Consider the following 23480-nt stretch of genomic DNA (forward strand, 5'->3'; position numbering starts at 1 on the left):
CGCACGTGTGTTGTCCGCTCAGGTGGCCTTGCGGGACGCGTGGGGGGCGGGCGCGCGGCCCGGGCCGGGCGTCTCGGGCCCGCGGCGGCGGCGGGGGGGCGGGACGGATCCCGTCCGACCCCGCACCGCGACCGTACTGACGTACGGGATCGCATAGGCTCGGGACCGATATGAAGAGCAACCTCACGCCGCTGGGGCCCAAGGCCGACAAGGACACCGTCCGGCGCAGCAACCTCAGCCTCGTGCTGCGGGCCGTCCGTGACGAGGGCGAGGGCGAGGCGACCCGGGCGGGCGTCGCCGCACGGGTGGGGCTGACCCGGGCCGCCGTCTCCTCGCTGGTCGAGCAGCTGCTCGACAGCGGGTTCCTCACGGAGTCGGGCAAGACGTTCAGCGGCCAGGCAGGCCGGCCCGGAACCGCGCTCAAGACGGCCCGTACGGGTCCGGCCGGGCTCGGCGTCGAGGTCAACATCGACTATGTGTCGGTCTGTGTCGTCGACCTGGCCGGGACCGGCCGGGTCCGCCTCACCGAGCATCTCGACAACCGCGGCGCGCCACCTGCGGAGGTGCTGGCCCGGGCGGCCAGGATCGCCGCGCGCACCCTGGAGTCGGCGCGTGAGCAGGAGCTGTTCCCGGTCGGCGTCGCCCTGGCCCTGCCCGGGCTGGTCTCCGGCGGTTCGGTGCGTCAGGCCCCGAACCTGGGCTGGAACCAGGTGCCGGCGGAGGAGCTGTTCGCCGCCGCGCTGGCTGCCGAACGCCCCGGTCACGCGGCGCTCACGGTGAGCTCGGAGAACGAGGCGAATCTCGCGGCGCTGGCCGAGCTGTGGTTCGGGGGCCTCGGCCGGGTGCGGAGCTTCCTCTATCTGACCGGTGAGATCGGTGTCGGCGGCGCCCTGGTCGTCAACGGCGAACTGCTGCGCGGCGCGCACGGTTTCGCCGGGGAGATCGGGCACGTGGTGGTGGACACAGCGGGTCCGCAGTGCCGCTGCGGCTCGCGCGGCTGTCTGGAGCAGTACGCGGGACAGGCGGCGCTGTTGCGGGCCGCCGGGATCGAGGAGACCGGCAGCGGGATCGGGGTCGCGGAGCTGGAGCGGCGCACCCGGGCCGGGGACGAGCGGGCGGTGGCGGCGGTCGCCGAGGCCGGCCGGAAGCTGGGCCGGGTGCTGTCGGGGGCGGTGAACCTGCTGGACCCCGACGCGGTGGTGCTCGGCGGGATCTACCGCAACCTGATGCCATGGCTGGCACCGTCGGCCGACGAGGAGCTGACGGGCCGAGTGGTGTCGGGGCTGTGGTCACCGGGCAGCGCCCGGCTGCGCGCCTCGTCCGTCGCGGGTGACGCGGCCAGGGGTGCGGCGGCACTGGTGATGACGGATGTGCTGGCCGACCCGGTGGCGTACGCGGGCCGGGCCCGGGTCTGAACGAACGGCCGGGGCAGGCCACGAGGGGGACGGCCGCGCCGAGCGCGTCCGTCCCCCTCGTGTCACCGCTGCCGGTCGGCCCGCCGGGTCAGCGGACGCCGAGCAGGTGGTCCATCGCCAGCTGGTCCAGCGCCTCGAACGCCATGCCGCGCTCGGCTGCCGCGGTCACATCGAAGTCCTCGAAGGCCGAGCGGTCCGCGAGCAGGCCCGCCACGCCGTCCTCGGCGGTGCGCTGCGCCAGCTCGTCCAGGCGGGAGGCGCGCAGCGCCTCCTGGACCGCGGGGTCGGCGCGGAACGCGGCGGCGCGCTCCTTGAGGATCAGGTAGTTGCGCATGCATCCCGCGGCCGAGGCCCAGACACCGTCGTAGTCCTCGGTCCGCGGCGGCTTGAAGTCGAAGTGTCGCGGGCCCGCGTAGTCCGAGTTCTCCAGCAGGTCGACGAGCCAGAAGGCCTGGCGCAGGTCGCCGGCGCCGAAGCGGAGGTCCTGGTCGTACTTGATGCCGGACTGGCCGTTGAGGTCGATGTGGAAGAGCTTGCCCGCCCACAGCGCCTGCGCGATGCCGTGCGCGAAGTTCAGCCCGGCCATCTGCTCGTGGCCGACCTCCGGGTTGACGCCCACCATCTCGGGGCGCTCCAGGCGCTCGATGAACGCGAGGGCGTGGCCGATGGTGGGGAGCAGGATGTCGCCGCGCGGCTCGTTCGGCTTGGGCTCGATGGCGAACTTGAGGTCGTAGCCCTGCTCGGTGACGTAGTCGCCCAGCAGGTCGAAGGCCTCCTTCATGCGGTCGAGCGCGACGCGGATGTCCTTGGCGGCGCCCGACTCGGAGCCCTCGCGGCCGCCCCAGGCGACGTAGGTGGTGGCGCCGAGCTCGACGGCGAGATCGATGTTGCGGAGCGTCTTGCGCAGGGCGTAGCGACGGACGTCGCGGTCGTTGGCGGTGAACGCGCCGTCCTTGAAGACGGGGTGGGTGAAGAGGTTCGTCGTCGCCATCGGCACGACGAGTCCGGCCGCGTCCAACGACTGCCGGAACCGCTTCACGATGCCTTCGCGCTCGGCGTCCGTGGAGCCGAACGGGATCAGGTCGTCGTCGTGGAACGTCACACCGTACGCACCCAGCTCCGCGAGGCGCTGGACGGACTCGACCGGGTCGATCGCCTCCCGGGTCGCGTCCCCGAACGGGTCACGGCCCTGCCAGCCCACGGTCCACAGGCCGAAGGTGAACTTGTCCTGCGGGGTGGGAGTGAAGCGTTCCGTCATGGTCCAGCCACCTTCGGTGCCCTGGGTCCGCAGCCGGTCGAGCGGCCGAACCTCAATTTGTTCACTGTCATGACTAATCATGCACGGACCACCCCTCCGACGGAACCCCTCGTCCTGGAAAATCCGGGGCGACCCCTGTTCCGGACGGGTTCCATCGCGTAATTTGTTTACCGTACGATCAAATCCCGACGCCGCGAGAGCCCGCAGGACGAGGGGCCACCGCCCGGGAACCCTGAGCCAGAGATTGAGGTCAGCCATGCCGCCGCATGAGGTCGTCATCGGTGTGGACAGTTCCACCCAGTCCACCAAGGCCGCGTTCGTCGACACCGCCACCGGCCGGCTGCTCGCCGTCGGCCGTGCCCCGCACGTCGTCACCGGCGAGGGCGGGGCCCGTGAGACGGACCCCGAGGTGTGGTGGCAGGCGCTGCGCGACGCGGTCGCCGCCGGGCTGAAGGAGTCCGGCGTCGCCGCCGCCGACATCACCGGGATCGCCGTCGCCGGGCAGCAGCACGGGCTGGTCGTCCTCGACGGCGAGGGCCGCCCGCTGCGCCCCGCTCTCCTCTGGAACGACACCCGGTCCGCCCCGCAGGCAGCCGCGCTCACCGCGGCACTGGGCGGAGCCGACGCCTGGACCGCGCGCACCGGTTCGGTCCCCGTGGCCTCGATGACCGCGTCGAAGTGGCAGTGGCTACGGGAGAACGAGCCGGAGACCGCCGCCGCGACCGCCGCGATCCGGCTCCCCCACGACTTCCTGACCGAGCGCCTCTCCGGGCGGGCCGTCACCGACCCGGGCGACGCGTCCGGCACCTGCTGGTACTCCACCGCTACCGGGTCCTACGATCCAGAGCTTCTCGAACTCCTCTCCATCGACCCGTCGTTGCTGCCGGAGGTGGCGTCGAGCGGGGCGGCGCGCGCCGGTTCGCTGACGGCCGAGGCCGCCGAGGCACTCGGCCTGCCTGCCGGAATCGCCGTCGCCGCGGGCACCGGTGACAACATGAGCGCCGCCGTCGGCCTCGGGCTCGGCGGCGCGGGGCTCCTCGACCACCCGGTCCTCAGCCTCGGCACCTCGGGGACGGTGTTCACCGCCTCCCGGGCCCGGCCGGCCTCCCCGGCGCTCGCGGGCTTCGCCGCCGCCGACGGTACGTACCTGCCGCTGGCCTGCACCCTCAACTGCACGCTCGCCGTGGACAAGGTGGCCGCGCTGCTGGGCCTGGACCGCAATGACGCCGTCCCCGGCGGCGAAGCCGTGCTCCTCCCCTACCTGGACGGCGAACGCACCCCGGATCTGCCCACGTCCTCCGGCCTCCTCACCGGCCTGCGCCACGACACCACCCCCCAGCAACTCCTCGGGGCCGCCTACGAGGGCGCGGTCGTCACCGTGCTGCGCGCGCTCGACGAACTGCTGCGGGCCTGCGGCCTCGACCCGGACGACCCCGGGGTGTCGAGCCGGCCGCTCCTGCTGATCGGCGGAGGCGCCCAGGGGCGCGTGTGGGTGGAGACCGTGCGCCGTCTCTCCGGGCGGCCGGTGACCGTGCCCTCCAGCGGGGAGCTGGTCGCGCTGGGCGCGGCCGCACTGGCCGCAGCGGCGGCCACGGGCGCGGACGCGGTCGCGATCGCCGGCGGCTGGGACACGGGTGAAGAGGTGCGTCTGGACGCCGTCGACAGGGACCTGGCCACCTGGGAGCGGGTCGGTTCGGTACTGGAACGGGCGGCCGGCCCCCTGCTGGGGGCGGACCGCTCGAGCTGACCCGCTGTCATGTCCCGTCGCACGCCACACACAAGCGCGCGCGACGGGCAGCGGCCGTTTTGGATAGCGAACTGATGTTCACTACTATCCGGCGATGATCATAAGAAGAAGGCTGACGGTCGGGGTGGGCATTCTGCTCGCCACCCTGACCGCCGGGCTCGGCTCGGCGCTGCCCGCCTCGGCCGATGAAACCCCCACCAACGCCTCCCCCAAGGTCGAGCTGGTGCTCGACGTCAGTGGCTCCATGCGGACCCGCGACATCGACGGCCAGTCGCGGATGACCGCGGCGAAGCAGGCGTTCAACGAGGTCCTGGACGCGGTGCCCGAGCAGGTACAGCTCGGCATACGCACCCTCGGCGCCGACTACCCGGGCGACGACCGGAAGGTGGGCTGCAAGGACACCAAGCAGCTCTACCCGGTCGGCCCGCTGGACCGTACCGAGGCCAAGACCGCGGTCGCCACGCTGGCGCCCACCGGGTGGACCCCGATCGGCCCGGCCCTGCTGGGCGCCGCCGACGACCTGGAGGGCGGCGACTCCACCCGCCGGATCGTGCTGATCAGCGACGGCGAGGACACCTGCGGTCCGCTCGACCCGTGCGAGGTCGCCCGTGACATCGCGGCACGCGGCATCCATCTGGTCATCGACACCCTCGGCCTGGTGCCGAACGCCAAGATCCGCCAACAGCTCACCTGCATCGCGGAGGCCACCGGCGGCACCTACACCGCCGTCCAGCACACCGATGAACTCTCCGGCCGCGTCAAGCAGTTGGTGGACCGGGCGGCCGCACCCGTCGTCACCCCGGTCGCGACCGAGGGTGCCGCGAGCTGCACCGACGCCCCGCAGCTGAAGGCGGGCCTCTACACCGACCGCGAGAAGTTCGCCGAGCACCGCTGGTACCGGGTCGACGTGCTGCCCGGCCAGGAACTGCGCGCCTCGGTGAGCGTGTTCGCCGACCGCGCCGTGAACAACGACTACGGCATGCTGCTGCGTGCGCTGACCGTGCACGGCCGGGAGATCGTCAGAGGCTCGGAGTCCGGCACCGGACGCACCGACGCTATCTCCTCCGGGCTGCGCTACCCGAAGCCCGAAGAGGACACGGACGGGGACGTCAAGCCGGCCGCTGAGACCGTCTGCCTCCAGGTCTCCAACTCCTTCTCCGCCCCCGCCTCGGTGAAGACCGCTCCCGGCATGCCGGTCGAGCTGACGATCGACCTGGTGGACGCCCCCGACGCGTCTGCCGACGCCGCGGCGTTCGGTCTCGGCCGCGGCTGGTGGCTGCTGGGCGTGCTCGTCCTGACCGGACTGATCGCGGGTCTGCTGACCGGCTGGATCTCGCGCTGGCGCTTCGCCGTCTGGAGGACCCACTGATGTTCCGTACGAGACGTGTGCTCGCGGGCGCGCTGCTGACCGGTCTCGCCCTGCTGACCGGGGCGGGTGCCGCCGTCGCGGACGACCCTTCGCCGAGCCCGAGCGCCTCCGGAGACGGGTCGGCCCCCACGGAGGCGGGCACCACCTTCCGCACCGCCACGGCGATCCAGCAGGACCGGACCGCCACCGCCGGGGCGTCGACCGGCGACTACCTGTACTGGGTCTTCCCGGCCGATGCCGGACAGCGGGCCACGGTCAGGGCGAAGGTCACCCTGCCCGAGGCCGCCACCCGGCACGGCGCCTCGACCTGGCAGGTCGACGTCTACGACGGTCTGCGCCGCCGTCAGGCCTGCATGTACGGGAAGCAGACGGGCAAGGCCGCGGCCGAAGCCGCGACGGTCGAGCTCACCTGTGTGCTGCGTACCGTCAGGGCCTGGTCCGAGCCGTGGGCCGACGACCCGCTGCCCGGCAGCTACTACGTCCGCCTCACGGTCGTCGATCTGCCCTCGGCGGACCTCGGACTGCCGGTGCGGACCGAGGTCGAGGTCACAGCGGCCGACAAGGGCGGCGCCGCGGATGTCGACGGCAGCCTCTCCGAGCCGCTGGTTCCCGGTGTGTCCTCGGTCGAGCAGGCCGCCGACGGCGCGTCGGCCGCCCCGGTCGCCCTCGCCGGTGAGCCGGAGGACGGCTGGTCCTCCGGCTGGTGGACCGACCGTTGGCTGTGGACGGTCGGCGGCGGGGTGCTCGGCGCGTTCGCGGCCGTCTTCGGCTACTCGCTGACGCGCGGCGGCGGCCGCCCGTCCCGGGTCCCGCCGGGCGTCTGACGACGCGTCGCTGCCGGGCGGGCCGGGTGGCCCGCTCGGCAGCGCGGAGCCCAAGCCCCTCCTGACCGCTCGGCCGGCCGCGCGGCGGAGCACCGTCAGGCGCTCCTGAGTGGCAGCCGCCCTGTCCCCGCTCCGGGACGTCATGCGGTCGCGGGCCATCCCGGGCGCCTCCACCTCGGCTTCAGCGGGGGGACGGGCAGCAGCCGCACCAGGCCGGGAGGGGGTCGGCCCGGTCCGCCGGCTTACGCCGCTGCCGGAAACGCCGGACGGTCAGGCGGCGAACGGGCCGTCCGCGGTGAACACCAGCCCGGCGAAGCGTTCGCCCATACGCAGGTGCGTGGCGGCGTCCGGGTGGAGCTGGTCGGGCAGGGGGCGTTCGGCGCAGTCCTCCTGGCCGTACAGCTCCCTGCCGTCGAGGTGGTGCAGATGCGGATCGTCGGCCGCGCGCCGCTCCACGAGGCGGCTCAGTTCGTCCCGGATGACGGTGAGCGTGAGCTTCCCCGCGGCCCGTTCGGCGGGGTCGCCCATGGCCACGAACCGGAGCGTGCCCTCGCCGAGTTCGCTGAAGTCGGGGGCACTGGGGCCGGGAGTGTCCTCGTGGATGGGGCACAGGATGGGTGAGACGACCAGCAGCGGGGTGTCCGGGTGCCCCTCGCGGATGGTGTCGAGGAAGCCGTGCACCGCCGGGGAGAAGGCGCGCAGCCGCATCAGGTCGGCGTTGACGAGGTTAATGCCGATCTTGACACTGATCAGGTCCGCGGGGGTGTCGCGCATGGTGCGGGCCGTGAACGGGTCGAGCAGCGCGCTGCCGCCCAGGCCCAGGTTGATCAGCTCCACCCCGCCGAGCGAGGCGGCGCGTGCGGGCCAGGTGGACGTCGGGCTCGCCCCGTTGGAGCCGTGACTGATCGAACTCCCGTGATGCAGCCACACCTTGCGGCCACGGTCCGGTGCGGGGGCGACCGGGGCGTCGGTGCGCAGGGCGACGAGCTCGGTGGTCTCGTTGTACGGCAGCCAGATCTCGATGTCCTTGGCAGCCTCGGGCAGTCCGGAGAACCGGACGGTGCCGACCGGGCCCGGCCGGGTCTCCGCGGATCCGGTGGTCATGTCCACCGTGAGGACGTTCCCGCCGGTGGCGGCCGCCTGTCCGGCGAGGCGGCCGTCCACGACCAGGTCGTACACGCCGTCCGGCCGGGGCGGTGCGCCCACGTAGGCCGTCCTGGTCCGCAGAGCGTCCAGCTCGATCGTGGTCGCACGGGTACGGAAGACCAGCCGCACCCCCGCCGGCTGTGCCTCCGCCATGGCCAACTGGCCGTCGGCACACTGGGCGCGGGCCCACGCGGGGAGGCGGTGCGGGCGCAGCCCGTGCTCGGTGCGTTCGAGGTCGAGTGCACCGCGCAGAAGGGCTTCGGTGATCGGCGTGGTGGTCCAATGGCGCTCAGTGTGCATGTCTCCGCCTGCTGCTCGTGACGTGAAGTTCGGTCTCACCGGGCCGGGGTCAGGGCGCGGGCCAGTTGCGCAGCAGGGCGTCGAGCGCGTCCACGATGCGTGACCAGGATGTCTGCGAGTCGGGGGCGCTGTGACTGAACCCACCCTGCATCTCCAGGCTGACGTAGCCGTGGAAGACGCTGCCCAGCAGCCGGACGGCGTGGGTCTGGTCCGGTTCGCTCAGGTCGTAGCCGCGCAGGATCGCCCGGGTCATCTGCGCGTGCCGGCCGCCGGCGCTGGCGGCGGCCGCCTCCGGGTCGAGCCGGTACTGGGCCGCGGCGTAACGTCCCGGATGCTCACGGGCGTAATCGCGGTAGACATCCGCGAAGGCGCTCAAGGCGTCCTTGCCGGCCCGGCCGGCCAGTGAAGCCGCCCCACGGTCGGCGAGCTCCTCCAGCGCGAGGAGGGCGATTCGGGTCTTGAGGTCGTGGGAGTTCCTCAGATGCGAGTACAGGCTCGCGACCTTGACGTCGAATCGCCGGGCGAGTGCCGAGACGGTCAGCTGATCGAAGCCGACCTCGTCGGCCAGCTCCGCTCCGGCCTCGACCAGGCGTTCCGTGGTCAGCCCCACGCGCACCATGCTCATCTCCCTGTTCGGCATCAGCCATTATGCAGATGCCTAATACCCTTAGGCAAATGAGCGGATCGGACCGAACCACCGCAGCGCGCCTCCGGGACCGGGCGCATCGCCGGAGCGGTCGAGGAGCCCCGCAGCGAACCCCTGTCCCACCACCGGCCCCGGGCGCCTCACGCAGCTCCCGCCGGGCCGGCCGGCGTCCGCCGGACGCGCCTCTTCCCGTACGGCGGCTTTGGAACCAGTACCGGACACCGGCCGCACGGCCGCCTCGTGTCCTGGCACCCGGCACGGCTACCCTCGACAACTCACTTACTCCACAAGGCCGGTGACGGGCGATACCGACCGGCCGGACCGTCAGAGCGGAGACTTTCATGTCCACGGAGACCGGCCCGGCCGTCGATGCCGGGCCGCGCGGCCACCGGATCGTTCCGGGTCCGAAGGGGCTTCCCTTCCTCGGGAACATGCGGCAATTCGCGAAGAACCCCCTGGCCTTCTTCGAGCTGCTGCGCGCGCACGGCGACCTGGTCCAGTGGCGATTCGGCCCCAACTCCTGCCTGTTCGTGGCCGACCCGGAGTGCATAGGGGAACTGCTCACCGAGACCGAGCGCACCTTCGACCAGCCCGCCCTCGGCGTCGCCTTCCGCACCGTGATGGGCAACGGCGTCGTGGTGGCCCGCGGTACCGAGTGGCGGCGCAAGCGGTCGCTCGTCCAGCCGTCCGTACGCCCCAAGCAGGTACGGTCTTACGCGGCGACCATGGCAGCCAGCACGGTGGAGCTCGCCGACACCTGGTCGGGCGGCGAACGCATCGACATCAAGCGGGAGATGGCCGCTCTGACGCAGAAGATCGCCGTGCGCACGATCTTCGGCGTCGACACCCCCGCCGACGCCGACGCGATGGGCCGGGCCATGGACGTGGCCCAGACGGAGATCGGCAGGGAGTTCGCGGGCATCGGCGCGCTCCTGCCGGACTGGGTGCCGACGCCGGGACGGGCCAGGATCAGGAAGGCCGCCGCCGTCATCGATGCCGAGGTGGGCCGGGTCGTCGCCCGCCACCGCGACGGGGGTGACGAACGCCCCGACCTGCTCAGCCGGCTCCTCACCGCCGTGGACGAGACGGGAGCGAAGCTCGACGACCGGGAGATCCGCGACGAGACGGTCACGCTGTACATCGGCGGCCACGAGACGACCAGCTCGACGCTGGTGTGGGCCTGGTACCTCCTCTCCCGCAATCCTGGGGCGCGGGCCGCACTGGCCGACGAGCTGGACCGGGTCCTCGGTGACCGCGAGCCGGGATTCGACGACTACGCGCAGCTCACGTACGCCCAGTCCGTGGTCAAGGAGACGCTGCGCCTGTACCCGACGATCTGGCTGGTCACCGGCGTCGCGAAGGAGGGTGCGCGGATCGGGGGCCTGCCGGTCCCGGAGGGCACCAGAGTGTGGAGCAGCCAGTGGGCCACACAGCGGGACGAGCGGTGGTTCCCCGAGCCGGAGGAGTTCCGCCCCGAGCGGTGGGACGCGGAGGCGGCCGACGAGATCGCCGAGTACGCCTGGTTCCCGTTCGGCGGCGGCCCCCGGGTCTGCCTGGGCACGCGGTTCGCGATGGTCGAGGCGGTGCTGATCCTGGCAGTGCTCGCGCGACGCTTCGAACTGGACGTCGATCCGGGCACGGTCAACCCCGTGCCGACACTGACGCTGCAGCCGGACCGCGAGGTGATGGCCACGGTCCGGGCACGGTAGCGCCGTTGCGGAGCGTCATGCCGGCCGCGGGCGGGATTGCGCCGTCTGCACCGGGGGCCGGCAGCGGCGCGCCACGGTACGGGTGAATGGCGGGCGATTCCGCTGCCCGGTCGCTTTGCTGGCCGGGCAGCAACCCCACCCCCCGCAGCTAAGGACAGCAGCCATGCGCATGCGTACCGCTCTCGCACTTCCCGCCCTCACCGTCATCGCGGTCGTCGGCCTGGCCGGCACGGCCGCGGCGGACGGCGACGCCGGGAACGGCAACGGTGACGGCACGACCGCGACGCAGACCATCAGCGACAACACGGTCTCCGACTCCGCGTTCCTGGGCCACGCGTTCCACGTGGGCAACACCGGCATCCAGCAGACGCCGGTCACCATCACGTTCGCCGAGATCGGCGACTGACGAAGGTCCCGGCGCCGCGCCCGCAGACTGCCCTTCGGGACGGGCTGCGGGCGCGCAACGGGCCACGGCCCCACCGCACCCGCGACAGATGCTGAACCGATATGTCCGATCTATCGCCACTAACCGGGCATTACGTTCAGAATGTCCCTGTCGGCCGTACCGGCCGTCGGGCCCTCCGGCCACACCGCAGGCTGTCGATCCAGGGGAGACACATCATGCGTCCGAGCTCCACTCTCACCGCCGCCCTCACCGCGGCGGCCGCTCTGGCCCTGACGGCCACCGGGGCGTCGGCCACCGCCGGCGCCGCCACCCAGGGGGCCTCGGTCCGTCCCGCCCACTGCCAGGAGAAGGCCCTGAGGATCTCCGCCTCACCGGGCGGGCACCGCAACGTGGCTCGGATCGCCGTCACCAACCGGGGTGGCCGCGCCTGCGTCGTGGACCGCATCCCGACGATCACGTTCCGGGGGCTCGACGGCTCGGCGCAGCCCGTTCCGCCCGCCACCAGCGGTTCGTACGTGCTCTCGCCGGGCGAGCGCGGCTACGCCGCCGTGCGCACGGCGGAGCGCGGCTCCCGCCGGGGTCATGTCGTCCGAAGCCTGTCCGTGGCGGCGGACCCGGCGCACTACGGGGTCACCTTCGGTGCGGCCGCCGTGGGCATGGACCGCGGGATCCGGGTGTGGGAGCCGGTGACCACGCTCTGGCACACCTCGCGAGGCGCGGCGGACCGCGCCCTGGCCGCAGCGACGCGCTGAGCCACGGAGAAGCGGTACGGGGAGCCACCGCCGCGACGGCTGTCGCTCCCCGCACCGCAGACCGCTACAGCGTCACCGTGCCCGTTCCCTCCGCCGTGGCTCCCGTCGTCTCCACGACCACGCGGTACGGGCGGTCCGTGCCCTCGGAGGTGACGGTCAGGGTCTCCCCGTCCCGCACCACCCGGAACTCGGCGGCGGTCTCGCCCGTCAGGTCCGGCACCGTGACGGACGTGCCCTCACCGGCGGGCACCCCTTCGAAGACCCGCAGCGTGAGGCCGTCCAGCCAGTCGCCGTCGGGGCGCTGGTCGTCGGCACCCCAGGGGAGCACCGCGCCCGGGCGTACCAGGACCGGCAGGCTGTCGAAGCCGTGGGTCTCGTGTCGCCAGACCGGTCCGGTGACGGTCTCGCCGGTCAGCAGGACGGTCCAGGTGCCCTCGGGGACGTAGTACTCGACCTGCCCGTCCTCCGTGAAGACCGGCGCGACGAGCAGGTCCGGTCCGAGCATGTACTGACGGTCCAGCATCCGGGTCGTCGGGTCGCCGGGGAACTCCAGCAGCATGGGGCGCATCATCGGCAGGCCGGTGCGGTGTGCGGTGGCCGCCGCTCCGTACAGGTACGGCATCAGCCGGTGCTTGAGCAGGGTGAACTTGCGGGCGACGTCCACCGCCTCCTCGCCGAACGCCCACGGCACGCGGTAGGAGACGTTGCCGTGCAGCCGGCTGTGCGAGGACATCAGACCGAAGGCGAGCCAGCGCTTGAAGACCGCCGGGTCGGGGGTGCCCTCGAAGCCGCCGATGTCGTGGCTCCAGAAGCCGAAGCCGGACAGCGACAGGGAGAGGCCGCCGCGCAGCGATTCGGCCATCGCCGTGAACGAGGCGAAGCAGTCGCCGCCCCAGTGCACGGGGAACTGCTGGCCGCCGGCGGTGGCGGACCGGGCGAAGAGCACGGCCTCGCCGTGGCCCCGCTCCTTCTCCAGGAGTTCGAAGACCGTGCGGTTGTAGATCTGCGCGTAGTAGTTGTGCATGCGCTCCGGGTCGGAACCGTCGTGCCAGACGACGTCCGTGGGGATGCGCTCGCCGAAGTCCGTCTTGAAGCAGTCGACCCCCTGGTCGAGCAGGACGCGGAGTTTGCTGTTGTACCACTCGCGTGCCGCGGGGTTGGTGAAGTCGACCAGGGCCATGCCGGGCTGCCACAGGTCCCACTGCCAGATGTCACCGTTGGCCCGGCGCACCAGGTGTCCGAGTTCGGCACCCTCCGCGAACAGTGCGGACTTCTGCGCGATGTAGGGGTTGATCCACATGCTGATCCGCAGCCCGCGTTCCCTGAGCCGGGCCAGCATGCCTTCGGGGTCGGGGAAGACGTCCGGGTCCCAGAGGAAGTCCGACCACTGGTACTCGCGCATCCAGAAGCAGTCGAAGTGGAAGACGGAGAGCGGGATGTCGCGCTCGGCCATGCCGTCGACGAACGAGGTGACGGTGTCCTCGTCGTACGAGGTGCAGAACGACGTGGTGAGCCAGAGGCCGAAGGACCAGGCCGGCGGCAGCGCGGGGCGGCCGGTGAGCGCGGTGTAGCGGGCGAGGACCTCCTTGGGCGTGGGTCCGGCCACGATGTAGTACTCCAGCGACTGGTCCTCGACGCTGAACTGCACCTGGCCGACGGACTCCGAGCCGACCTCGAAGGAGACCTTGCCCGGATGGTTGACGAAGACGCCGTAGCCGCGCGAGGAGAGGTAGAACGGGATGTTCTTGTAGGCCAGTTCGCTGCTGGTGCCGCCGTCCGCCTGCCAGATGTCGACGGTCTGGCCGTTCTTGACGTACGGGGTGAACCGCTCGCCAAGGCCGTAGACGTTCTCGCCGACGTCCAGAGCGAGTTGGGCGAGCATGTGGTGGGTGCCGTCCGGCGTGGTGGCGAAGGCTGTGCCCTTGGAGTCGACTCCGGTGAGGGGCCGGCCGTCGGCGTCGAGGAAGGTCAGGCCCCAGGGGCCGTCGCCGTCCATGCGCAGGGTCAGCGGCCCGCTGGTCAGTTCGGTGACCGCCCCGTCCCGCCGGGTGCGGGCCCCCGCGGCTGCGGGGTCGAGTCCGGGGAAGACGAAGTCGGGCCCTCGATTCACCCTTCCCGCGTGGTGGGTGGTCCGCACGCCGATGATGCCCTCGGCCGGTGAGAAGCACTCGACCGTGATGAGCGGGGTGTTGAGGGTGTCGCCGCGTGCGGCGACGTGCTTGACCGAGGCGTAGGCGGTGAACTGGTCGGCGCCCACGTGCAGATCGCGGATCTCGGTCGCGTAGGAGGCGCGTACGCCCTCACGCATGAGCCAGAAGCCGTCGGTGAACTTCATGCGGACTCCTTGCCGGGGGCAACTGGTCGGGGAGGGGCGGGTACGGGGTGGCGCGGAGCGGTCCGGTTCACTCGCCGTCCCCGGTGAAGGTGATCCGGGCCAGGCGCACCGAGCCGCGCAGGGTGATGCGCAGGTCTTCGGTGCCGGAAGCGAGGAGGGCGGCCTGGACGGTGCGGTAGTCGTACGGTCCGTCGGTGGCGGGGACCGGGACGGCGACCGTGCTGGCGCCGACGGTGATCAGTACGGCCCCCTCCCCCGCCGCCAGCACTTCGGCTCCTCGCACTCCGGCGGCGAAGTTGCAGCGGCGGTACAGGAGTTCGTTGCTTTCGGCGACGGCCGTGACCGCGTCACCGTCCGACTTCGTCCGGTCGACGATCTCGGTGCCCAGCTGCTCGTCGTAGTCGGCCGCCTCCAGGCCCCGGACGAGGACGGGTCGCGGTCCGGACGGTTCGCCGTCGAGCGTGACGACCGCGATGAGCCGGATGTCCGCGCTCGATGCGCCTGCCTGGATCTCGTACGTGCCGGGGTCGACGGTCCACCGGCCGTGTGCCACGTCCCAGTGACCGAGCTCGGCAACGGGGACGACGAAGTCGACGCGCTCGGCGTCGCCGGCCGCCAGATGCAGCCTGCGGTGCCCGGCCAGCTCGCGCAGCGGCCGGACGACGGACGGCGACACCGCCCGCACGTACAGCTGGGCGACCTCGTCGGCGGCGACGGCTCCGGTGTTGGTGACGGTCAGTGACACGCGCACCAGGTCGCCGTCGCGCACGGCGCTCAGGGCGCTGTAGGTGAACCGGCTGTACGAGAGACCGTGGCCGAACGGGTAGAGCGGGGTGCCCTCGTAGTAGAGGTACGTCTGGCGGGAGCCGATGATGTCGTAGTCCAGCAGTCCGGGCAGTTCCGCGTCGGAGGCGTACCAGGTCTGCGGCAGCCGGCCCGCCGGGGATACGTCACCGGCCAGGACGCGGGCCAGCGCGGTTCCGGCGGCCTGCCCGCCGTGCGCGGTCCACACGAGTGCGGGGAGCGTGGCCGCCGCGTCGGCGAGGGCGTACGGATAGGCGGAGGTGACAGCGAGGACGGTGCGCGGGTTGGCGGCGTGGGCGGCCCGCCACAGGCGTTCCTGCTGGGCGGGGAGGTCGAGGGTGGCGCGGTCCTCGGTCTCGCGGCCGTTGATGTGCGGGTCGTTTCCGGCCACGACGATCACGGCGTCGGCGGCGGCTGCCACGCGGGCGACGGTGTCCTCGCCGCGCTCGGTCACCTCCATCTCGAAGACGGTTCCGGCGGCTTCCGCGGTGCCGGAGATTTCCTCCGCGGGAGCGGCAACCTTTACGCCGTCGGCGGCAACAGAGACATACCTACCCGTTCCCACGTGCAGAAGGCGGTGACCGCCGGCATGACTCTCCACCGCCTCCCAGCGGAACGTCTCCTGGACGATCCAGCCGCCCGGCTCGTCCGCCGAAGCGCGCAGATAGCCGTCGTCGGCGACGGACAGGTAGCGGCCGTCAGGTTCCCGCAGCGTGATCACGCCGTTGCCCCAGTCGACGAGCGCCAGCTCGGACGGGGTGTCGCCGCACGTCAGCGGGGGCAGATCGGTGCGGCCCGCGAGCAGCGCCGGGTCGAGGGCGCCCTCCGCGCCCCGCGCGGCTTCCTGGTCCGTGTCCGCCGCGGGAATCCGCAGCCAGCCGTCCGCGCACCTCAGCCGGACCAGGTCGACGCCCTCCGCGTGCACGATGTGTTCCGCGCCGAAGCGTTCCCGCAGTCCGTCGAGCGGGGTGGAGCGGTGGATGAGGGTGCCGCTGTACCAGTCGAGCTTGCAGGCGTCCGCGAGGAGCCCGACGACGGCGACGGTCTTCCCGGCGGCGGGGTCCAGCGGCAGCAGCCCGTCGTTCTTGAGCAGGACGACGGCCTGTTCGGCAGCTTCCAGGGCGAGCGCCCGGTGGCCCTCGGTGTCGAAGTCGGTGGTGTTCGCGTACGGGTCGAGCTGAGGGTCGAACTCCCCGAGCGAGAAGCGGAGTTCGAGCAAGCGCCGGACGGCGGTGTCGATGTCGTGCTCGTCGAGGAGACCCTGCTCCAGGGCGCCGCGGATGCGGCCGGTCATGACGGAGGAGTCCTGGCCGTGGTCGGTGAAGCTGTCGACACCGGCGCGCAGGGAAGCGGCTGTCGCCTCCTCATGGGTGTCGAAGTAGTGCTCGGAGTCGACGAGGTTGGACGGCGCCCCGGCGTCGGAGCAGACCACCAGCGACCGGTCGGTCCAGCTGCGCAGCTGCTGGGACAGGAGCGGCGACACGTGGTTGGGGCGTCCGTTGACCAGGTTGTACGCCGGCATGACACCGGCCACCGCGCCCGCCCGCACCGCGTCGCGGAAGGCCCTGAGGTCGTACTCGTGCAGGACCCGCGGGCGGACCGAGGAGGAGGTGGTGTCGCGGTCGGTCTCGTTGTTGTGGGCGAGCCAGTGCTTGAGGACGGGGGCGGTCCGCCAGTAGAGCGGGTGGTCGCCTCGCAGTCCCCGGGTGTACGCGACGGCGATGGCGGAGGTCAGTGCGGCGTCCTCGGAGTACCCCTCCTCGCCGCGCCCCCACAGCGGGTTGCGCAGCAGATTCACGGTCGGGGCCCAGACGTTGAGGCCGACGCGGTCGTCCTGGGCGCGCTTGGCACGGACCTCGTTGCCGACTGCTTCGCCGACCCGGCGCACCAGGTCACCGTTCCAGGTGGCGCCGAGCCCCACGGCCTGCGGGAACACCGTGGCCGGGCCCATCCAGGCCACGCCGTGGAGCGCCTCCTGGCCGGTCCGGAAGGCATCGAGGCCGAGCCGGTCCACCGCCGGTGCGAACTGGTGCAGCATCGCGATGCGCTCGTCGAGGGTGAGCCGCTGAAGCAGATCGTCGACGCGCTCGGCGAAGGGCAGCTGCGGGTCGCGGAAGGGCTGCGGTTGTTCCGTCACGTGCGGGTCCCCTTGGAGAGGTGGGAGGTATTCCGGTGCCTGCGCCTCGTACGAGGGCCTGAGGGGCGTCGGAAGATCTTTCGAAGCGCTTCGATGCTCGGTGGCCGACCCCGCCAGTGTCAAGGGGCCGACTCCGACCTCCGTACGCGACAACCCCTCATTGGGCCAGGAAACGGTTCGGAAACAGGTCGGAGGAATCTGGAAACGGGCTCTTGTGCGGCCGGGGCCCTTCACTTAACCTCGCTGCAACATCGAAGCGCTTCGACAGAGCTTCGATGGGGCGCCCGGCGCCCTTGATCCGCCCGGGACGGCGACAGGTTCTGCCGCTTCCCTGTTGAACCGCTTCACCTGCGGCCGGTCACGCCGGCTCAGTCAGCAACGCTCCACCTCAGACACAGGAACCGAACGGCGGTCGCCCGCCACGTGTCGTCCTGGTGCGCCTCGAAGGGTTGACGCAATGACGCCGAATTCCACCCCCTCCTCCACGGCTCCGAGCCGGAGAAGCTTCCTCGCCACGGGCGCGGTCGCCGCTGTCGCCGTGGCCGGCGGGGTACCGCTGCTCGCCGCGTGCGGCGGCTCCGGTTCCGGATCCAAGGACAAGGAGGGGACGACAACGGGCAAGGCGCTCAAGAAGGTTGTGCCGTCCTACGCTCCGCTGAACCTGGTCCAGCCCGACGTCGCGAGCGTCAACGGTTCGAGTCCCGGCTTCACCAAGCTGCCCGACCCGCTGGTCGTCTCCGTGAAGTCGGTCCCGGGCAAGGGCTCGAAGTTCCGGGTCATGACGCCGCTGTGGGGCACCGTCCCGAAGAAGAACAACCCGTACTACACGGCGGTCGACAAGGCGGTCGGCGCGACGCTCAACTTCGACCCGCAGGACGGCAACACGTACCAGGACAAGATCGGCGCGGTCCTCGCCGGCTCGGACATCCCGGACGTCATGACCATCCCCGGCTGGAACATGCAGGGACAGATCCGCAACGCGATCAGCGCCAAGTTCGCTGACCTGACGCCCTACCTGGCGGGCGACGCCGTCAAGAAGTACCCGAACCTGGCGAACATACCGACGGGCGCCTGGCAGTACTCCGTCTTCGGCGGCAAGCTGCGCGGGCTCCCCATGCCGACGCCGATCATCGGCAACGCGATCTTCTACCGCAAGGACCTGATCGGCTCCGGCGCCGTGCCCGCCTCCGCGGACGACCTGCTCGCCTTCGGCAAGGAGCACACGGCTCCCAAGCAGAAGGTGTGGGCCTTCGACGACCTCTGGACCTGTATCCAGAAGATCTACGGCCTGCTGCCCGACGCGCCGCACTACTGGCAGTTGGAGGACGGCAAGCTCGTCCACAAGATCGAGACGAAGGCGTACCGCGAGGCACTCGCCTTCGCCCGCAAGCTCCACGACGGCGGGTACGTCCACCCGGACGCCGACGCCGGCAAGGACGCCGACGCCAAGATCCGCTTCACCAGCGGGCACGTCGTGATGTACAACGACGGCACCGGCGGCTGGAAGGGCATGGTCACCGAACAGCAGTCCGCCAACCCGAAGTTCGACATGCAGGCGCTCGACTTCTTCAGCCACGACGGCGGCAAGCCGGTCCTGTGGCAGGACGACCCGGCGGGCATCTTCACCTTCCTCAGCAAGAAGCTCTCCAAGGCGCAGATCGAGGAGTTCCTGGCGATCGCCGACTACGCGGCCGCGCCGTTCGGCACCGAGGAGTTCATGCTCACCAACTACGGCGTGAAGGGCACCCACTACACGATCAAGGACGGCGCCCCGACCTACACCCCGCAGGGGGTCGAGGAGGCCCAGCCCTCCACCTTCCTGTTCCTCGCCTCGCCGCCCACCTCGATCGCGTACCCGGACCAGCCGCAGCTGGCGAAGGACTACGCCGCCTGGATGGCACGCCAGGCCCCGCACATCAAGAAGCCTCTCTTCTTCGGCATGCAGGTCGTCGAGCCCCAGCGGTACGCCTCCCTCTACACGCCCTTCGACGACCTGCAGAAGGACATCCGCCGCGGCCGCAAGAAGGTCAGCGACGTCGAGGAGGCCGTGAACACCTGGAAGAAGAGCGGCGGCGACAAGCTGCGCGACTGGTACCAGGACATTCTCGACAAGAACGGCTCCGGCGTCTGACGCGTACGACGCGCACCGACCGTACGCAGCACAGCACGAGGGCCGCCGGGCGCACGAACCCCGGCGGCCGGGGCGGAGAGCACGACATGGGGAGCACACGGTGAAGCCACGGGCCACGGTCACGACCGACCCGGACCGCACCGCCGACGGGGCCGATGTCCCGGCCGGCGGCGGTCACGGTGACGGTGAGGGCAAGGACGGAAGCGGCGGACGGACGGGCAGGTCGCGGGCGATCGGCACCGGCCGTATCCGCACACCGAAGAGCAGACCGGCCGAAGCCGGACCGCAGCTGAACGGCATCACGTGGCGCCAGCGGCTGTACCGCGACCGCACCCTGGTGCTCATGACGGTACCGGCCATCGCGCTGCTGCTGATCTTCAACTACATCCCGTTGCTCGGGAACATCGTGGCCTTCCAGGACTACGACGTGTACGACCTGGGCATCACCGGCAGCCCCTTCGTCGGCTTCGACAACTTCACCCGGATCTTCGAGGACTACCGTTTCTGGGAAGTCCTCGTCAACACCCTGGTCATCTTCGTCACCCAGCTCGTCCTCTTCTTCCCCATCCCGATCGCCATCGCGCTGCTCCTCAACACGATCATGAGCGCGCGGGTCCGGGCCTGGGTCCAGGCGGTCGTCTACCTCCCCCACTTCTTCTCGTGGGTGCTCGTCGTCACCGTCTTCCAGCAGATGTTCGGCGGCGCGGGACTCGTCGCCCAGTGGCTGCGCGAACACGGTCACGAGGGCTTCGACCTGATGACCAACCCGGGCTTCTTCAAGTTCCTGGTCTCCGCCCAGGCCGTGTGGAAGGACGCCGGCTGGGGCGTGATCGTCTTCCTCGCCGCGCTCGCAGCCGTCAACACCGATCTGTACGAGGCCGCGGCCGTCGACGGCGCGGGCCGCTGGCGCCGGATGTGGCACGTCACCCTCCCCGCGCTGCGACCCGTCATCGCACTCCTGCTCGTCCTGCGGGTGGGCAGCGCGCTGAACCTCGACTTCGAGCAGATCCTGCTCCAGCGCGACCAGGTCGGCGCCGGGGCTTCGGAAATCCTGGACACCTACATCTGGTGGACAGGCATCAAGACCGGCGACTTCGGCTACGCGGCCGCCGCCGGCGTCTTCAAGGGGCTGTTCAGCGTCGCCATGGTGCTGGGTGCCAACAAGGTCGCCCACATGCTGGGCGAGCAGGGGGTGTACTCCAAGAAATGACAACTCTCCTGGAACTTGAGAAGGACCCGGCAGAGCCCGCTCCGCGCGCCGAGACTCCGCTCCAGCGCGCTCTGCGGATGGAACCCCGCCCCGTGTGGGAGGAGGAACCGACCAAGGCGGGTCTCGCCTTCAAGGGAATCGGACTCGTCGCGATCTGCGCGATCGTGATCATCCCGATCTGGGTGGTGCTCGTCACCAGCCTCTCCGACACCAAGGCCATCAACGACGCGGGCGGCCTGGTCGTCTGGCCCAAGAGCATCACCTTCGTCGCGTACAAGGAGCTCCTCAGCGGTGGCGCGGTGACCCGCGCGGCGGCCGTGAGCGTCGGCCTCACGGTCGTCGGCACGGTGGTCAGCATGGTGGTCTCGATCCTGTGCGCGTACGGGCTGAGCCGGCGCGACTCCTACGCCCACCGCCCGCTGCTGATGACCCTCATGGCGACGATGTTCTTCGGCGCCGGCCTCATCCCCACGTACCTCCTGGTCACGGGCATCGGGCTGAGCAACAGCTACTGGTCGATGATCCTGCCCAGTGCGATCAGCGTCTTCAACGTGCTGGTCCTGCGCGGCTTCTTCATGGACACCGCACCCGAACTCATCGACGCGGCCCGCATCGACGGCGCCGGGGAGTGGCGCATCCTGCTCCAGATCATCATGCCGCTGTCGCGTGCCGTGATCGCCGTGATCTCACTGTTCTACGCGGTCGGCTACTGGAGCCAGTGGTTCAACGCGATGCTGTACATCCAGGACAGCGACAAGTACCCGCTGCAGATGATCCTGCGCCAGCTGGTCCTCCAGCACCAGGTGCCTCCGGGGGCCATGGGCGCGGCGGTCAGCAACGGCTCGATCAACAGCCTGGCCGTACAGATGGCGGTCATGATCCTCGCGCTGATCCCGGTCGCGATCCTGTCGCCGTTCGTCCAGAAGCACTTCCAGAAGGGCATGCTCACCGGCGCCGTGAAGGGCTGATCCGCAGCACGGCCCCCGCTTGTTCATCCTCTCCTCCCTGACCGGAAGGTGTTCGCCATGCGCGCTTCGTCCGCGCCCACGCCCAGCCGCAGAACCGTGCTCGCATCGGCGGCCGTCGCCGCCACGGCCGTCGCCCTGCCGGCCGCGGGCACCGCCACCGCGTCCTCGCGGGGGCACGGGGACAGCACCGCCGAACCGCACCGCTGGCGGACCGCCGCGATCGGCGGGACGGGGTTCATCACCGGAGTGCTGTTCCACCCGTCGGTCAAGGGCCTGGCCTACGCCCGGACCGACATCGGCGGCGCCTACCGCTGGGACGACCGGAAGGCCCGCTGGACCGCGCTCACCGACCACCTCGGCTGGGACGACTGGAACCTGCTCGGCATCGAGGCCCTGGCCGTCGATCCGGCGCACCCGGACCGCCTCTACCTGGCCTGCGGCACCTACGCCCAGTCGTGGGCGAGCCCCGGCGCGGTGCTCCGTTCCGAGGACCGGGGTGCGACCTGGCAGCGAGCCGACCTGACGGTTCGTCTGGGCGCCAACGAGGACGGGCGCGGCGCCGGAGAGCGGCTGCTCGTGGACCCCCGGGACAGCGACACGCTGTGGCTCGGCACCCGGCACGACGGGCTGCTGCGCTCCACCGACCGGGGTGCGACCTGGGCGTCCGTCGACTTCCCCGCGACCGCGTCGGCAAGCGGCCAGGGCGTGATGTTCCTCGCCGCGGCCGGCCGGACGGTGTACGCGGGCTGGGGCGACGGCGGCAGCGCGCTCTACCGTACGGACGGTTCCGGCGGCTGGGAGGCCGTGCCCGGGCAGCCGTCCGGGAGTGCGGCGACGAAGGTGCCGGTCAGGGCCGCGTACGACGGTCGCGGCCGGGCACTGTACGTCACCTACGCGGACGCCCCGGGCCCCAACGGGCAGTCCGACGGGGCGGTCCACCGGCTCGACACGGTAACCGGTGCCTGGACCGAGGTGACCCCGGTGAAGCCCGACGCCACGGCCGGTGACGGCTTCGGCTACGGCGGTGTCGCGGTCGACGCGCGCCGCGCCGGCACACTCGTGGTCACGACCAACAACCGCTGGGCGCAGATCGACACGGTGTTCCGCTCCACCGACGCCGGCGTCACCTGGACCTCGCTGAAGGACACGGCGGTCCTCGATGTCGCGGAGACCCCCTATCTGCGCTGGGGCGGTGAGTCGGCCAAGTTCGGGTGGTGGATCCAGGCCGTGGCCGTCGACCCGTTCGACTCGCGGCACATCGTGTACGGGACCGGCGCGACGCTCTTCGGTACCCGCGACCTCGTCCACTGGGCCCCGGAGATCCGGGGCCTGGAGGAGACGTCGGTACGGTTCCTGGTCGCCCCGCCCGGCAAGGACGGCCGCCTCCTCAGCGGCCTCGGCGACATCGGGGTCATGTACCACGACTCGCTCACCGCCTCCCCGTCGCGCGGCATGGCGACGAACCCGGTCTTCGGCACGGCCACCGGCCTCGCCATGGCCGCGCTCAAGCCCTCGTACGTCGTACGGACCGGCTGGCCGTCGGGCTCCGCCTCCGCCGGGGCTTCCTCGGACGACGGCGGCAGGACCTGGAAGCCGTTCGCCACCCAGCCGGAGATCGCCGCCTCCGCTCCCGGGCCTGTCGCGGTCTCCGCCGACGGAGCGGTCCTGCTCTGGTCGTTCGTCCACTGGGACGGCACCAAGTACCCGGCGCACCGCTCCACCGACGGCGGGACGAGCTGGAGCGAGGTCGGCACCTTCCCCAAGGGCGGCGCCCCGGTCGCCGACCCGATCGACCCCCGGCGCTTCTACGTCTACGACACCGACACCGGAGCGGTCTTCCACTCCTCGGACGGCGGAGTGACGTTCACCCGCGGCGCGGCCGAACTCCCCTCGGGCGATGTGCAGTTCAAAGTGGTGGCGGCGCCCGGACGCAGCGGCGACCTGTGGCTCTCCGCGAAGGACAACGGACTGTTCCGCTCGACGGACGGCGGACTGACGTTCACGCCGGTGGCCGGATGCCAGGCCTCGCACGCCCTGGGCTTCGGCAAGGCCGCGCCGGTCAGGGGCCGCAAGCGCCCCGGCGCCGGTTACCCGGCGGTCTTCCAGACGGGCCGCGTCTCCGCGACGCACGACGCGGTGGCGGTGCTGCGCTCGGACGACGCGGGCGCCACCTGGGTCCGGATCAACGACGACTCCCACCAGTGGGGCTGGACCGGCGAAGTGATCACCGGCGACCCCCGTGTCCACGGCCGCGTCTATCTGGGCACCAACGGCCGCGGCATCCAGTACGCAGAACCCGCATAAGCAAGAAGGAACGAGAGAC

At 71.4% G+C, this 23480-nt stretch carries 16 protein-coding genes; 11 read left to right on the forward strand and 5 right to left on the reverse strand.

Annotated elements, in window-relative coordinates:
- Positions 1–170 precede the first annotated feature (170 nt).
- Positions 171–1415 carry an ROK family protein gene (locus tag ABZ434_RS19495; RefSeq protein ID WP_359137996.1) on the forward strand — a complete coding sequence of 415 codons (1245 nt, stop codon included), beginning with the start codon at positions 171–173 and terminating at the stop codon, positions 1413–1415.
- A gap of 88 nt (positions 1416–1503) precedes the next feature.
- Here ABZ434_RS19495 and xylA read toward each other — a convergent pair whose 3' ends face one another.
- Positions 1504–2673, reverse strand: coding sequence for a xylose isomerase (gene xylA / locus ABZ434_RS19500; protein ID WP_359137999.1), 1170 nt, complete (start codon positions 2671–2673; stop codon positions 1504–1506).
- Positions 2674–2929: 256 nt separating this feature from the next.
- On the opposite strand from xylA, the gene xylB reads away from it, so the two are divergent.
- From xylB to ABZ434_RS19515, 3 genes are all read left to right on the forward strand, one after another.
- Entirely contained in the window at positions 2930–4420 is a 1491-nt protein-coding gene (gene xylB, locus ABZ434_RS19505; protein ID WP_359138002.1) for a xylulokinase, read from the forward strand.
- A gap of 94 nt (positions 4421–4514) precedes the next feature.
- Complete coding sequence (locus ABZ434_RS19510) at positions 4515–5789, forward strand: VWA domain-containing protein (protein ID WP_359138005.1); 1275 nt, start codon at positions 4515–4517, stop codon at positions 5787–5789.
- On the forward strand, positions 5789–6613 hold the full coding sequence (locus tag ABZ434_RS19515) for a hypothetical protein (RefSeq protein WP_359138008.1): 825 nt from the start codon (positions 5789–5791) through the stop codon (positions 6611–6613). Before ABZ434_RS19510 ends, ABZ434_RS19515 begins: the two co-directional genes overlap by 1 nt.
- Before the next feature lie 270 nt (positions 6614–6883).
- Here the strand turns inward: ABZ434_RS19515 and ABZ434_RS19520 are convergent, their stop codons facing one another.
- Positions 6884–8059: a GDSL-type esterase/lipase family protein gene (locus tag ABZ434_RS19520; protein WP_359138011.1), complete on the reverse strand. Its 1176-nt coding sequence runs from the start codon at positions 8057–8059 to the stop codon at positions 6884–6886.
- A gap of 49 nt (positions 8060–8108) precedes the next feature.
- A complete protein-coding gene (locus tag ABZ434_RS19525) occupies positions 8109–8678 on the reverse strand; it encodes a WHG domain-containing protein (protein ID WP_359138013.1) in 570 nt (189 codons plus the stop codon).
- 368 nt (positions 8679–9046) lie between these two features.
- On the opposite strand from ABZ434_RS19525, the gene ABZ434_RS19530 reads away from it, so the two are divergent.
- From ABZ434_RS19530 to ABZ434_RS19540, 3 genes are all read left to right on the forward strand, one after another.
- Entirely contained in the window at positions 9047–10414 is a 1368-nt protein-coding gene (locus ABZ434_RS19530) for a cytochrome P450 (protein ID WP_359138016.1), read from the forward strand.
- 163 nt (positions 10415–10577) lie between these two features.
- Complete coding sequence (locus ABZ434_RS19535) at positions 10578–10820, forward strand: hypothetical protein (protein ID WP_359138018.1); 243 nt, start codon at positions 10578–10580, stop codon at positions 10818–10820.
- Positions 10821–11035: 215 nt separating this feature from the next.
- Positions 11036–11572 (forward strand): DUF4232 domain-containing protein, encoded by a 537-nt coding sequence (locus ABZ434_RS19540; RefSeq protein WP_359138021.1) that lies wholly within the window; start codon positions 11036–11038, stop codon positions 11570–11572.
- Positions 11573–11636: 64 nt separating this feature from the next.
- On the opposite strand, the gene yicI is transcribed toward ABZ434_RS19540, so the two are convergent.
- A complete protein-coding gene (gene yicI, locus ABZ434_RS19545) occupies positions 11637–13907 on the reverse strand; it encodes an alpha-xylosidase (RefSeq protein WP_359138023.1) in 2271 nt (756 codons plus the stop codon).
- A 67-nt stretch (positions 13908–13974) separates the two neighbouring features.
- On the reverse strand, positions 13975–16848 hold the full coding sequence (locus ABZ434_RS19550) for a glycoside hydrolase family 3 C-terminal domain-containing protein (RefSeq protein WP_359138026.1): 2874 nt from the start codon (positions 16846–16848) through the stop codon (positions 13975–13977).
- Positions 16849–17305: 457 nt separating this feature from the next.
- Here ABZ434_RS19550 and ABZ434_RS19555 point away from each other — a divergent pair, with 457 nt between their 5' ends.
- The 4 genes from ABZ434_RS19555 to ABZ434_RS19570 all read left to right on the forward strand — a co-directional run bounded on the left by ABZ434_RS19555 (position 17306) and on the right by ABZ434_RS19570 (position 23461).
- Positions 17306–18979, forward strand: coding sequence for an extracellular solute-binding protein (locus tag ABZ434_RS19555; RefSeq protein ID WP_359138030.1), 1674 nt, complete (start codon positions 17306–17308; stop codon positions 18977–18979).
- Positions 18980–19079: 100 nt separating this feature from the next.
- On the forward strand, positions 19080–20189 hold the full coding sequence (locus tag ABZ434_RS19560; protein ID WP_359138033.1) for an ABC transporter permease subunit: 1110 nt from the start codon (positions 19080–19082) through the stop codon (positions 20187–20189).
- The gene (locus ABZ434_RS19565) at positions 20186–21157 is read left to right on the forward strand and encodes a carbohydrate ABC transporter permease (RefSeq protein WP_359138036.1); all 972 of its coding nucleotides are present in this window, start codon (positions 20186–20188) and stop codon (positions 21155–21157) included. Before ABZ434_RS19560 ends, ABZ434_RS19565 begins: the two co-directional genes overlap by 4 nt.
- Positions 21158–21214: 57 nt before the next feature.
- Positions 21215–23461 carry a 1,4-beta-glucanase gene (locus ABZ434_RS19570; RefSeq protein WP_359138039.1) on the forward strand — a complete coding sequence of 749 codons (2247 nt, stop codon included), beginning with the start codon at positions 21215–21217 and terminating at the stop codon, positions 23459–23461.
- Positions 23462–23480: the final 19 nt, after the last annotated feature.

The sequence above is a fragment of the Streptomyces sp. NPDC005761 genome (assembly GCF_040630635.1).
Taxonomy (GTDB): domain Bacteria; phylum Actinomycetota; class Actinomycetes; order Streptomycetales; family Streptomycetaceae; genus Streptomyces.